At 41.5% G+C, this 13414-nt stretch carries 14 protein-coding genes; 9 read left to right on the plus strand and 5 right to left on the minus strand.

Annotation, left to right across the window (positions count from 1 at the left end):
- The first annotated feature begins 59 nt into the window (after window positions 1-59).
- The 3 genes from ACRZ9O_RS04065 to pgeF are packed head-to-tail and all read left to right on the plus strand — an operon-like array spanning window position 60 to window position 3175.
- Window positions 60-1817, plus strand: a complete 1758-nt coding sequence (locus ACRZ9O_RS04065; RefSeq protein WP_459456610.1) for a GMC family oxidoreductase — start codon at window positions 60-62, stop codon at window positions 1815-1817.
- Window position 1818: 1 nt separating this feature from the next.
- On the plus strand, window positions 1819-2442 hold the full coding sequence (locus ACRZ9O_RS04070; protein WP_459456612.1) for a gluconate 2-dehydrogenase subunit 3 family protein: 624 nt from the start codon (window positions 1819-1821) through the stop codon (window positions 2440-2442).
- Entirely contained in the window at window positions 2432-3175 is a 744-nt protein-coding gene (gene pgeF, locus ACRZ9O_RS04075) for a peptidoglycan editing factor PgeF (protein ID WP_459456614.1), read from the plus strand. Before ACRZ9O_RS04070 ends, pgeF begins: the two co-directional genes overlap by 11 nt.
- Here the strand turns inward: pgeF and ACRZ9O_RS04080 are convergent.
- Genes ACRZ9O_RS04080 through ACRZ9O_RS04090 form a run of 3 tightly spaced genes read right to left on the minus strand, consistent with a single transcriptional unit; the run spans window position 3152 to window position 5722 of the window.
- On the minus strand, window positions 3152-3874 hold the full coding sequence (locus ACRZ9O_RS04080; protein WP_459456616.1) for a peptidase associated/transthyretin-like domain-containing protein: 723 nt from the start codon (window positions 3872-3874) through the stop codon (window positions 3152-3154). The genes pgeF and ACRZ9O_RS04080 overlap by 24 nt on opposite strands.
- 46 nt (window positions 3875-3920) lie before the next feature.
- Entirely contained in the window at window positions 3921-4766 is an 846-nt protein-coding gene (locus ACRZ9O_RS04085; RefSeq protein ID WP_459456617.1) for a phosphatidate cytidylyltransferase, read from the minus strand.
- A 5-nt stretch (window positions 4767-4771) separates the two neighbouring features.
- Window positions 4772-5722, minus strand: a complete 951-nt coding sequence (locus ACRZ9O_RS04090) for a CPBP family intramembrane glutamic endopeptidase (protein ID WP_459456619.1) — start codon at window positions 5720-5722, stop codon at window positions 4772-4774.
- 33 nt (window positions 5723-5755) lie between these two features.
- Between ACRZ9O_RS04090 and dusB the strand changes: the two genes are divergently transcribed.
- Complete coding sequence (gene dusB / locus ACRZ9O_RS04095; RefSeq protein WP_459456621.1) at window positions 5756-6751, plus strand: tRNA dihydrouridine synthase DusB; 996 nt, start codon at window positions 5756-5758, stop codon at window positions 6749-6751.
- Window positions 6751-7626 (plus strand): DMT family transporter, encoded by an 876-nt coding sequence (locus ACRZ9O_RS04100; RefSeq protein ID WP_459456623.1) that lies wholly within the window; start codon window positions 6751-6753, stop codon window positions 7624-7626. Before dusB ends, ACRZ9O_RS04100 begins: the two co-directional genes overlap by 1 nt.
- Here the strand turns inward: ACRZ9O_RS04100 and ACRZ9O_RS04105 are convergent.
- Entirely contained in the window at window positions 7615-9405 is a 1791-nt protein-coding gene (locus ACRZ9O_RS04105) for a family 43 glycosylhydrolase (RefSeq protein WP_459456625.1), read from the minus strand. The genes ACRZ9O_RS04100 and ACRZ9O_RS04105 overlap by 12 nt on opposite strands.
- 41 nt (window positions 9406-9446) lie before the next feature.
- Here ACRZ9O_RS04105 and ACRZ9O_RS04110 point away from each other — a divergent pair, with 41 nt between their 5' ends.
- The 3 genes from ACRZ9O_RS04110 to frr are packed head-to-tail and all read left to right on the plus strand — an operon-like array spanning window position 9447 to window position 11476.
- Window positions 9447-10142 (plus strand): fatty acid desaturase, encoded by a 696-nt coding sequence (locus ACRZ9O_RS04110; RefSeq protein ID WP_459456627.1) that lies wholly within the window; start codon window positions 9447-9449, stop codon window positions 10140-10142.
- A 54-nt stretch (window positions 10143-10196) separates the two neighbouring features.
- Window positions 10197-10907, plus strand: coding sequence for a UMP kinase (gene pyrH, locus ACRZ9O_RS04115; protein WP_459456629.1), 711 nt, complete (start codon window positions 10197-10199; stop codon window positions 10905-10907).
- Between the two features lie 8 nt (window positions 10908-10915).
- Window positions 10916-11476 carry a ribosome recycling factor gene (gene frr, locus ACRZ9O_RS04120; RefSeq protein WP_459456631.1) on the plus strand — a complete coding sequence of 187 codons (561 nt, stop codon included), beginning with the start codon at window positions 10916-10918 and terminating at the stop codon, window positions 11474-11476.
- A gap of 29 nt (window positions 11477-11505) precedes the next feature.
- Here frr and ACRZ9O_RS04125 read toward each other — a convergent pair whose 3' ends face one another.
- On the minus strand, window positions 11506-12366 hold the full coding sequence (locus tag ACRZ9O_RS04125) for a patatin-like phospholipase family protein (RefSeq protein WP_459456632.1): 861 nt from the start codon (window positions 12364-12366) through the stop codon (window positions 11506-11508).
- 61 nt (window positions 12367-12427) lie between these two features.
- Here ACRZ9O_RS04125 and ACRZ9O_RS04130 point away from each other — a divergent pair, with 61 nt between their 5' ends.
- Window positions 12428-13402: a polyprenyl synthetase family protein gene (locus tag ACRZ9O_RS04130; protein ID WP_459456634.1), complete on the plus strand. Its 975-nt coding sequence runs from the start codon at window positions 12428-12430 to the stop codon at window positions 13400-13402.
- Window positions 13403-13414 lie beyond the last annotated feature (12 nt).

Consider the following 13414-nt stretch of genomic DNA (forward strand, 5'->3'; position numbering starts at 1 on the left):
TTTATGACAAAAATAAACCAAATTTTCTATTTTTGTTTTCTCTAAACTAGATTAACAAAATGATTAATTCTTCTATTTACATTAAATCTCAACAAGAGGTATTCGATGTAGTGATTGTTGGTTCCGGTGCAGGTGGCGGTATGGCCGCTCATACCTTAGCAAAAGCCGGAGCAAAAGTTTGCATATTAGAAGCTGGGCAGCCTTTTGACCCTGCTGATCCGAAAGATATGACCCAAATGAAATGGCCTTACGAATCCCTTCGTAGAGGAGCCAGCAGTTCGCTGCGTAATTTTGGTGATTTCGATGCGGCTTATGGCGGCTGGGATATCGAAGGTGAACCTTACACGCGTAAAGACGGAACAAAGTTCGACTGGTTCCGTTCTCGAATGGTGGGTGGTCGTACGAACCACTGGGGACGTATTTCTCTCCGTTTTGGTCCAGATGATTTTAAAAGAAAAAGTATCGATGGTTTAGGAGATGACTGGCCTATCGGATATGACGATATGAAGCCTTATTACGATAAGGTGGATAAAATGATTGGGGTTTTTGGAACAAATGAAGGCCTAAGAAATGATCCAGATGGTTATTTCTTACCTCCTCCTAAGCCTCGTTTACACGAATTAATGATTAAAAAGGCGAATAAGGCCTTAGGCATCCCGACTTATCCGTCGCGTATGTCGATGCTAACGAAGCCGATCAATAACGAACGTGGCTCCTGCTTCTATTGTGGCCAATGTAACCGTGGTTGTTCTGCTTACGCTGACTTCTCTTCTTCCTCTGTATTAGTTAAACCAGCTGTCCAAACGGGTAATACGACTTTACTTCCCTTCGCTATGGCGCGTGAAGTAATGACAGATCCGATTACTGGTTTAGCAACGGGTGTATCTTATGTACATACAGGAACGATGATGGAATATTCTGTTAAAGGGAAAATCGTCGTTTTAGCTGCCTCTGCTGGCGAAACAGCCCGCTTATTGTTGAATTCTAAAAGTTCTCGCTTCCCGAATGGTATCGCTAATTCAAGTGGCGTTGTAGGAAAATACATCAATGACTCTACTGGAGCTTCACGTTCAGCGATCATACCATCACTATTTGATCGCAAGCGCTATAATGAAGATGGTGTAGGTGGTATGCACGTGTATACTCCTTGGTGGTTAGATAACGCAAAATTAGACTTCCCACGTGGATACCACATCGAATACGGTGGAGGTATGGGGATGCCTAATTATGGTTTCGGCTGGGGAATCGAAGGCCTAAATGGGCGTGAGAATTTCAACCGCGATGGTATTAAGAAAGCAGCAGGTGGATACGGAGCTACTTTGAAAGAAGATTATCGTCGTTTCTATGGTGCATATGTAGGTTTTGCAGGTCGTGGGGAACCAGTTCCACGCGAAGATAATTACTGTGAAATTGATCCTAGCGTGGTAGATAAATATGGTATTCCGGTACTACGTTTCCATTATAAATGGAGCGATTACGAAGTGAAGCAGGCTAAACACATGCAAGATACGTTCGAAGAAATCATTCACTCGATGGGTGGTGAGGCTTTGGGTAAAAAACCAGGTGCAGATAGCAATTATGGTTTAGCTGACCCAGGTCGTATCATTCACGAAGTAGGTACAGCGCGTATGGGTAATGATAAAAAGACATCCGTACTTAATTCGAATTGCCAAGCGCACGACGTAAAGAACCTGTTCGTAGCCGATGCGGCACCATTCGTATCCCAAGGAGATAAAAATGCTACTTGGACGATTTTGGCACTATCCTTACGTACATCCGAATACATTATTGATCAACGCAAAAAAGGCAACCTGTAAGATGAAAAGAAGAGACTATTTAAAAAATATGGGCTTAAGTTCACTGGGCTTAGCCGTTTTCAATCCAGATGAAAAGGCGATTGAGAATTTAAATTTGGGTAAAGTTCCGGTCAAAAGACCGAATGGCCGCACGCAAGATGAAGCAGAACAAGAAGCTGCGCTAAAAGCGGAAGTATTCTTGAACGCGCACGAATTAGCCACGATCACAGTGCTTTCCGATATCATCATCCCTGCTGATAAGAAATCAGGCAGTGCCTCACAATCTGGCGTAACTGCATTCATTGAGTTCATCGTAAAGGATAAACCAGAATTCAAGACACCGATGCGCGGTGGGTTACGTTGGTTAGATGTAGAATCAAACAAGCGTTTTTCTAAAAAATTCACTGAATTAACACCAGCACAGCGCATAAACATTGTAGACGATATCGCCTACCCAGGTAAAACGCCTAAGCACTTATCGCAGGGAGAATCTTTCTTCACGTTGATGCGTAATTTAACAGCGACTGGATTCTACACCTCTAAAATTGGCATCGCTGATTTAGACTACAAAGGAAATACGCCTAACCAATGGAATGGTGTTCCTGATGAAGTGTTAAAGCAATATGGTTTAAGTTATGACGCGTAATCGTGTCGTAAAACCAAGTATATTTCAATCTATTCCAGGCCTAGTGGCGGGTATTAGCACCCGCCACGGTGGCTTAAGTGAAGCTCCCTATTCCTCTTTAAATCTAGGAATTCATACCGATGATTCATCAGAGATCATCGAACAAAATCTAGCTCTATTCTGCACTGACTTAGGTATTTCACCTGCTGATTTAGCCCGATCTTACCAGGTTCATGGCGATAAAATATGGGTAACAGGCAGAGCTGGATACCAATCTGGATTCGATGCCCTGGTTTCTGTGCAGCCTGGGGTTTTTGCGGGCGTAGGAATTGCCGATTGCACCCCGATTCTACTTGCAGATCCTGTCACTCGTGTTTGCGCTGCTATCCACGCAGGTTGGAAAGGAACTGTCGCGCAAATTGTCTATAAAACAGCTACTCGTATGATTGAGAATAGAGGATCTAATCCAGCTGATATTCTCGCCTATGTGGGTCCTTGTATTAGTTATCCTCATTTCGAAGTGGGGGAAGAAGTAGCGGCACAATTTTCAGAGGATTTCAAAACAGCTAAAGGCCTAAAATGGCACGTCGATTTGAAAGCGGCCAACGCCGCGCAATTACGATCACTCGGAATTGAACAAATAGAAATCGATTCAGCCTGCACCGTAGAAAACAATGCAGATTTTTTCTCTCACAGAACTGAAAAAGGAGTTACGGGTAGAATGCTAGCCTTAATTGGATTTCAAGTTTCTTAAAAACATTTGTCGATTAATGTTTTCTTTAGGAAGCAACTCATAGGCTTTTTTATAATCTTTTCGTTTCAAATCACCATTCTTGACAGATTGAATGAAACTAATCCATGCGAAGGGATTTGTTAAAGCTAACATAGGACTACTGAAGAAATTCTTATTGGCCTGAGATGAAATCATCATATCTGAAAAATTTCTAAAATTCGAGGATGTACCCATTCCTGCCTGTAAGGCATAGACATTTAATTTAGATTGTTCCAGGTTTTCTCGTGCATTATCGCGCTGTTTTGCATCACGTAATTCCATGGCTAAGAAAGCTTGTTTAAACTCATCCTCACTCGAATGTGGAAAAACTTTCACCTCACGTAACATCGTTGTCATCTCCTCCATCGGAATGATTACTTGATGCACTAACTCAGTATTACGCGGCACAATGTAGTATTTCTTTTGATAACCGATGTAAGAAATAACAAGACTATCTCCCGGAAAAACATACATATCGACTTGACCGAAGTTGTCACTTAGAGCTCCACGGCCTGCTTGAGGATTAAAGATATAGGCCAAAGGAAGGAACTCCGCATTACTCGATGCCACCACACGACCCTGAAACAACACTGTTTTATCCTGCCCTTGAGAGAAGGCAGCTAGGGATAGCAAGCTGAAAGCAAGTATACCTAAAACACGAACAGCTAATCGTTTTTTCATAAAGTCGAAATTAAACAAAAAATGAATCCGATGCTGTTAAAGCCTGTTAAAGCTTTGTGTTTGGAAATAATTTTAAGAAAGTAATAATGAATGGAATCGATAACAAAAGTCCATCAAAGCGATCTAAAAAACCACCATGACCCGGAATCGTGTCTGCTGAGTCTTTAATATTAATACTTCGTTTGAATAATGATTCCACTAAATCACCATAAGTACCTGCCACCACGATAATAATTCCGATGCCAAACCATTGCCAAGACTCGTAATTCGTATAATACATCGATAATACATAGGCCACAATCATCGCAGCGATTAACCCCCCTACACTGCCTTCCCACGATTTCTTAGGAGAAACACGTTCAAATAACTTCGTTTTACCAAATTTAGTACCGGCAAAATAGGCTCCTGAATCACTGGCCCATAATAAAAAAAGACATCCTAAGATAATTTGGGGATCATAGGTTTCATTCTTCAAGAATGCTAAAACCGTCAGTAAAGCGAAAGGAAGCGCTACATAAATAATTCCTAAAAAAGTGTAAGCGATATTTTTGAATGGCTTCTCATCTTTCGCATTGTACAACTTAATGAAGAAAATCAAAGCCAATAACGGTGAAAGAATATAATAATTCGAATAGGCGATCTCCCCTTTTTCGATAAAAAATGTCAATAAATGGAGTACAACTCCGCAGAATGTACCGTAAAAAGTCAAAGGTAAATTATCGCTGATACTTCCTACGAGCTTATAAAACTCCAATTGCGCAGCCACGCCAATTAATAGGAACAAACCTAAAAAAGTATAATCGCTAAACAACACGCAGAAAAGCAAAAACGGCACCGCAATGATGGCTGCGATCACGCGTTGTTGCAAATTAGACATCTCTCTTAAGCCCATAATCCTTATTTTTCTAATTGAAAGCTATGAAGTCGACGAATATAAAACACGACTAAAGCCAAAGAAATCACCACAGACCACCAAGGGGTAATTTCCCCTAATTTCTCCGGATCAACTGCAATTTGTTTCTGCTGATGTAAATATTGCATTGTCAACGCCCACCCATTATTAAAGAAGTGTGCGATGATAGGTATCCAAATATTTCTGTTCCAAACATATAAATAGCCAAAAAATGCCCCTAACAACAAGCGCGGGAAAAAGCCAAAAAACTGAAAATGAATAAAGCTAAATATCGCCGCTGAAGCCCAAATAGCCACATGATGATTCCCCACGTAGCGTTCAAACAAATTCTGTAATACACCTCTAAAAAATAATTCCTCCCCTAGAGCAGCTAATCCCGCAATGACAGATAAACCTATGGCAAAATCAGCAGGGCTTTGGAAATTGACTAAAAACTTTGTCAATTCAGCTAGCTGGGTCTCTGAAGCACGCATCCATTTCTCCGTCTCCTCAAATCCGGCAGGCAAAACCAAGGATTGGTTCCATTGAATAATATATTCAAGCAGCGGCATGCCCACTAAAATCGTAATGATAGACCATAAGAAGATGCGGTAATCTGGTCTTGTATTGGTGGAAAGCGAATTTAAATCGCGTTTCTCAGACCAACGCAAATAGGCCCATGAACTAGCAACAAAAGTAAAAAGAGCCGAAAACCACTGCATCGCCAGTAAGGCGCGCAAGCCATTTTCATAATTTTGAGGATGTACTAAAAAATCAATCGTTGATTTTTGAAGTGCCAGTTCATTAGTTATGGGCATTCCTGTAATAATCACAACAGACAATAAACCAATAAATTGACCGATAAAGCCCCCTAAAAGGAAAAATCCAAATAAAATCAGGATTTTGGAAAGTAATCCAATGTAACGTTCGGGCCCTTGAAAATTGTTATCTACCATAATGCTCGTAAATTTACGGAATTTTTAATCAGAATGGTAAAGATAGGTAACATCGAGCTAGGCTCATTTCCATTGCTTTTAGCTCCTATGGAGGACGTCTCGGATCCACCCTTCCGGGCAGTTTGTAAGGCAAATGGTGCTGATTTGATGTATACGGAATTTATTTCTTCCGAAGGACTGATTCGAGATGCAGCAAAAAGCGTTCAAAAACTCGATATTTTTGAATATGAACGCCCGATTGGGATTCAACTTTTTGGCAGCTCCATTGAAACTATGGCTTCTTGTACAGAAATTGCGACGAAGGCAGGACCTGATTTAATTGACATCAATTATGGCTGTCCAGTAAAACAGGTAGCCTGCAGAGGCGCAGGAGCCGCTTTATTGCAAGATATTCCCAAAATGGTAGCGATGACAAAGGCTGTTGTGGATGCCACTCATTTACCAGTAACCGTCAAAACACGCCTAGGCTGGGATGACTCGACAAAAAATATCGAGGATGTAGCTGAACGTCTTCAAGATATTGGAATACAGGCACTTACTGTTCACGGAAGAACACGCGTCCAGATGTACAAAGGCGCGGCGGACTGGGAATTGATTTCGAAAGTGAAGAAAAATCCCCGGATTAATATCCCCATTTTCGGTAATGGCGACATCGATTCACCGGAAAAGGCCAAAGAATACCGCGACCGCTATGAAGTAGATGGTATCATGATAGGTCGAGCATCCATAGGCTATCCTTGGATTTTCAATGAGATCAAACACTATTTAGCTACTGGAGAACATTTAGACCCTCCTACCCTACAACAACGCTTACAAGTTTGCTTAGACCACTTAGATTTTTCTATCCGCTGGAAAGGAAACCACGGTGGTATAGTCGAAATGCGACGTCATTACGCCAATTATTTCCGCGGAATGGATCATTTCAAACCTTTTAGAACTCGTTTAGTGACAACCTATGACTTCGAGGAGATCAAAGAAATTCTAAACGAAATTTCAGCGCATTACGCTGGAGAACCTTTACATGCCTAATGGAAAACAAACAAAAATTCCCTGTAGTACTCGTCATTTTAGCCTTTATCGCGCTTTCGTTAATTTGGGGTAGTTCTTTCATTTTAGTCAAGAAAAGTTTAGCCTATTACAGTTCTCCGCAAGTGGGTGCCCTGCGGATATTTGCGGCCTTCATCTTCTTTATTCCGATATTCTTAAAACAAAGATATGAGGTAAAAAAGGAACATTGGAAGAGCTTCTTATTAGCAGGTTTGACTGGAAATCTACTACCTGCCATCTTATTTTCCATAGCAGGAAAACATTTAACCTCCGCCCTATCGGGAATGTTGAATGCCTTTACGCCACTTTTTACACTGATTGTTGGAATTCTTTTGTTTAAACAAGGTTTTCAATGGCGCCAAATACTGGGAATCGTTCTAGGCATCGCCGGTTGTTTCGGTTTGATCGTAGGTGGAGAAGGTTTTCAGTTAGATTTTAATTACCACGCGCTTTGGGTAGTCTTAGCTACTTTCTTGTACGGTATCAATTTGCACATTATCAAGACGAAATTTTCAGGATTGAATCCCTTCACTTCTACCTCAGGTATATTTATGGCGATAGGTCCTCTGTCATTGATCCTATTGGCCTCCACCGGATTCTTCTCACAGCCCATTGAATGGTGGCCATTTTTAGCGGCTTGTTCTTTAGGTGTTTTCGGCTCTGCGATCGCTATGGTTTTATTCAACCAGTTGATTAAATGGACAAATGCCATTGTAGCTAGTTCAGTGACCTACATTATTCCAATTGTAGCCGTGGGCTGGGGCGTTTTCGATGGTGAACAAGTATACGTTTCGCAAGTCATCGCGATGGTTGTTTTGTTAATCGGTGTATACGAAATCAATCGATCAAAGGCTTGATTTTGATTCAATTATTTTTGATTCAATGATGGGTCCTCGTTCCCCTATTCCGTTCTCGTTGAAGGCCTCTATTTGGAAATAATACGTCTTGCCACGATCCATCGATTTGAAATAATATTCATTACTCCCGAAAACCTGCACCGAGGTATACATTTTATCTGGAGCTATGCCAGAATAGATTACATAACCTGTCGCATTCGGCTTATGTCCCCATTTTAACCAAGCACTTCGTGAATCGTGTTCTCCTCGTAACACCAATAAATCCTTAACCACTTCTGGTTTTTCACCATGTCCAAAACCGAAGGCCCGTATACCTGAAATCGCAAATTTCCCAGCTGCCATGTGGTGATTCACTAGCTTTAAATAGCGCACTTCCACTGGCTTTTTCAATTCAATATAATCGTGAGGGACATCCGTTTTATTCGTAGACTTATCAATAATCAGAGACCAGTTTTTCCCATCCTTGCTTCCCATCACTTGGTACTGGTGGTAAATTCCATTGATCTTTCCGAGGAAACTCGAATCCACATCCTGATCTGCATAATTAATCTGCAAAGCTTTCAGCGTAGAAACCTCCCCTAAATCGGTCTCAATCCACTCCCCTTTTTTAGAAGAGGCCGCAGACCAATAGGTTTTCATTTGCTCATCCACCGCAAAATTTGCCGAATAACCTGGTAAACTAGATGAAACACGGACTGGCTTATTGTAATTCAAGAGCATCCAACCCGTAAATAATTCAGAAGGTTGATCTACTTTTTTCGTAGGCATATGATGCGGATAATCCCCGTAAGCTGTATTTGTAAACATAATCCCGTCTTTATCAAAATACGTAGGCCAAAGTCCTAAGCGACGCTCAAAACTATTCTTCACCGCAATTGTAATCGTCGTTACATGCCACCAGTTACCATATTGTCCTTCAAAAGTAGCCCCGTGACCCGCACCGCGAGTAAATCCACCCGGCTTAAACGAAAACGGATTATGCGCTTGATATGTGAAGGGTCCCATCGGATGATCTGACGTGTAAACACCATCCCCATAAGCCGAAAATTCAGTTCCTGGCGCCCCATATTGCAAATAATACTTACCCTTGTATTTATTCATCCAAGCGCCTTCCATAAAGGGTTTCAAGAAGGTATTATCTTGGTATTCCCCAAAGCGCTCCCAACCATGCAATTCATCATTCAGCTTAATCAAATCCTTACGCTCCCCGATTGGTTGCAAGGTCTTACGATCGATTTCCTGTCCATACATGGGGTAGAAATTGCTCGAACCATGGTACAAATACAATCGGTTATCGTCATCTAAAAAGAAAGCGGGATCCCAGGCCCCTGCTGAAAAGGCATGCACGGCTTCTTTCCACGTGTCTGTTTCAGGCTTTTGGGAATACCAAAGTGTAAAATCCTTCGCATACGTAGAACCTATCACTAACAAACTATCACCTAAGGTAATCGTCGCCGGTGCACACAGTTCGTCATACACTTTGTGGTAAGGCTGTAAAAATCGACGAGAGACAAAGTTCCATTTCAGCATATCCTTACTCCACCAATAGCCCCATTGATTCGTGGAAAACAAGTAATATTTATCTTTAAAATACGAAATCACCGGATCTGCCGTTGCCCTGTGACGACCTTGCTCTGAAAAATTCGGGATGGGTGTAAAACCGTAATCCAAGTTCATTGGATTGCAATAGGTGGACAAGCTGGAAGTGGAATTACTTTGCGCACCGGCAAAAAATGTAAAAGACAAAATAAAAAGCAGCAATGCTGGAACAATTTTCATAGTTTTGAGGTCATATAGGTGCTAGATAACCTAGCTAATTTATGAACAAAGTAAATAAATTTCAGGGAATTATTTGGGCTGCGGTTTTGATTACCCTTTGGAGCGCGAATTTAGCCTACTGGATAAACACCGATTTCAGCTGGTCAGATCCTTGGATTTATATAGCCATTCTGTTTCAAACCCATTTGTACACCGGCTTATTTATTACCTCGCACGATGCCATCCATGGAGTTGTTTATGCGGAGAATCCCCGTCTAAATCACGCAATTGGGCGTTTCTGCACCCTCCTTTTTGCCTTTAATGATTATAGTACCTTACGGTCAAAACACCATTTGCACCACGCCCACGTGAACACAAATAATGACCCAGATGTTCATCAAGGTCCTTTTTTATTCTGGTGGTTCAAATTTATTTGGCAATATGTAACATGGAAACAGGTGCTGGCGATGGCGATTACCTATAACATTTTGAAAATCTGGTTTCCCATGTGGAATTTGATTCTGTTTTGGGAATTGCCAGCGATCTTGAGTACGCTTCAATTATTTATTTTCGGAACGTATCTGCCACACCGGGGAGAACATGCTCCTGAGAATAAACAACAATCCAGAAGCCAAGGCAAAAACCATTTCTGGGCGTTTATTTCGTGCTACTTTTTTGGCTATCATTATGAACACCATGCGCATCCCTATTTGCCTTGGTATAAATTACCTAAAGCGAAGGACGAAAGCCTTGCCTAGACCTAGATTTTTCCTAAATTTGCAACGCACAAAATCGACATAAACGAGCTCCTCATGAAAGAACCTAAATACAAACGCATTTTATTGAAACTTTCAGGCGAATCTCTTTCGACAGATGGAGAAGTGATTGATCCGAACATTCTAGGTCAATATGCAGCTGAAATTAAAAAAGTGCATGATTTAGGAGTTGAGGTAGCCATCGTTATTGGTGGAGGAAATATTTTCCGCGGCGCAAGCGCAGCAAAAGCGGGCATCGACCGTGTTCAAGGCGATTACATGGGCATGTTAGCGACCGTTATTAACGGAATGGCGGTACAGGCATCTTTGGAAAAACAAGGATTGTATACGCGCATGATGACAGCTATCAAAGTAGAAGCAGTTTGTGAACCTTTCATCCGTCGCCGTGCCATGCGTCACTTAGAAAAAGGTCGTATCGTGATTTTTGGTGCAGGAACTGGTAACCCGTATTTCACGACGGACTCTACTGCCTCCCTACGTGCGATTGAAATCGAAGCAGATGTGGTGTTAAAAGGAACCCGTGTAGATGGCGTTTACACAGCCGATCCAGAAAAAGATTCCTCAGCCACGCGCTATGCAAACTTGAGCTTCGGTGAAGCTATCTCGAAAGGTTTAAAAATTATGGATACCACGGCGTTTACCTTATGCCAAGAAAATAACGTTCCCATCATTGTGTTTGACATGAACAAAGAAGGGAATTTAGCCGCCTTAGTATCGGGTAAGGATGTTGGAACATTAATTAGTTAATTGATAAAATGGAAGAAATCGAATTCTATATTGACGCAACCGTCGAAACCATGGATGGGGCGATCAAGCACTTAAGTATCGAATTATCAAAAATTAGAGCAGGAAAAGCAAGCACATCCATGCTGGATGGCTTGACTATTGATTATTATGGGATGCAAACGCCTATTTCAGGTGCTGCATCGATTACGACTCCGGACGCGCGTACGATTGCGATTAAGCCTTTTGAAAAGGGAATTTTCGCTGAAATCGAGAAGTCTATTCGTAATTCAAGCTTGGGATTAAATCCCATGAATGATGGTGAAATCATACGTTTATCGATTCCTCCTTTGACAGAAGACCGTCGCCGTGATTTAGTCAAGCGTTGTAAGCAAGAAATTGAGGTGGCTAAGATTAATATCCGCAATGCGCGTCAAGACGGAAACAATAGCATCAAGAAGTTAAAAGGGGATGGCGTATCGGAAGATGCGATTAAAGAGGCAGAAGATAAGATCCAAAAGAAAACAGATGCCTATATCGCGAAGATCGATCAAATCTTTGCCGAGAAGGAAAAAGACATCATGTCGGTATAAACAGAAAGCCTCGAAATTCGAGGCTTTTTTTATTCACTCATTCCTAGCGCATAACCGGTCTCTAACATTCGACGAATGTCCATTTTAGTAAAGCGCTGAATATCGATACTCAACGGTTGTTTTGGGCGAATAATGGTCAATTTTACTTCAGATCGAGACATTTTTAAGTCTGCATTCAAAATCTCATTCACTGCGATATCCATCACCCGATCTACTAAAGCTAACAGATCACCAGAATCAAAATCTCCTCCCTCTATCATCTCGGTATGGCAGGCGATTACCACTACTTCTGTTGCGCCATCCTGGATAGCCTTATGTAATGGTGCCACGTCACGCAATCCTCCATCAAGGTATGATTTTCGCTTCTCGCCCTCCATCTCCACCACAGGCATCAAAATAGGCACAGCCGAAGAAGCCATCAAATAGTCCAAAAAATTCTCAAAACTTGGGTCCACATAATGCATAGCCCCTTCTATTATATTGACAGCACCTACCTTAAGGGATATAGGACTCGCGTTTAGGTTACGCAAATGAAGTACATCCATTAATAACTCCCGCAAAGGTGTTGTGTCCACTAGTCCTTTGAACTTCTTAGTCAAAGCAGTCCATCCTAATTGAAAAATAGAAAAGGGTTTTGATAAGCATGCTGGGTGGGTAATTCGTTGCTCCCAAAAATCCCATAAATCTTGAGCTGCTTGTGGATAAGAAATGGGTAAACCTTCATTCACTTGCTTCCCAAATTGATTCACTAAATAGGCGGCATTTAAACTCCCAGCAGACACACCATAGATAGCATCAGGCTGATATCCTTTTTCAAAAAGGGCCTTGATTACACCGGCTTGAAAGGCTCCCTTCACTGACCCACCCGCTAAGACTAAAATCTTACTCATAATACCTTTTTATCCACAAATCTGATTAAATTTACGCAATTTACTGATTCAAACAATCCGTATGTCCTACTCCATCTCTTCAATTCAAGCCCCCATCGATGATTCGATGAAGGCATTCGAAGGGAAGTTCAAAGCTTTCATGAAGACAAAAGTGATGTTGCTCGACACCATCATGCATTATATTGTCCAAAGAAAGGGTAAACAGATGCGTCCCATGTTCGTTTTTTTGACAGCAGGCTGTGTAGGAGAAATAACCGAAAAAACATTCAGAGGCGCCGCTCTAATCGAATTATTGCACACCGCTACTTTAGTTCATGACGATGTCGTAGATGACTCGAATTATAGAAGAGGATTCTTTTCCATTAATGCTATTTGGAAGAATAAAATTGCCGTCTTAGTAGGAGACTATTTGCTGTCTAAAGGCTTGTTGCTTTCGGTTGAACATGAAGATTTCGATCTGTTAAAATCCGTATCTACTGCTGTTAGAGAGATGGCTGAGGGGGAATTATTACAAATTGAAAAAGCCAGAAAACTTGATATCACAGAAGATATTTATTTTGATATTATAACAAAGAAAACGGCCACCCTGATCGCAGCTTGCTGCGCAGTTGGATTTCAATCTGCTGGGGCGGAAAAAGAACTAGTAGAGAAGGCGCGTATATTTGGAGAGAAAGTGGGCATTGCCTTTCAAATCAAGGACGATTTGTTTGATTATGGGGATGCCGAAATAGGTAAACCATTGGGAATTGACATCAAAGAAAAAAAGATGACCTTACCATTGATTTATGCCCTACAAAATACGGACAACTCGACTAAAAAGCACATCATCCAATTGATTAAAAAAGAATCGGAGGATTCCAATAAAGTACGCGAGGTCATTGACTTTGTCAAATCAACAGGAGGTCTCTCTTATGCAAATAAAAAGATGAATGAAATCGCTGAAGAAGCGAGAACTATCTTAGCCACCTTCCCTGCTTCGGCGTATCGAAACTCGTTAGGAGATCTCATCAGTTACACCATAGAACGCAATAAATAGTCGAACGCAATA

It is taken from the genome of Aquirufa sp. HETE-40SA, assembly GCF_054558635.1.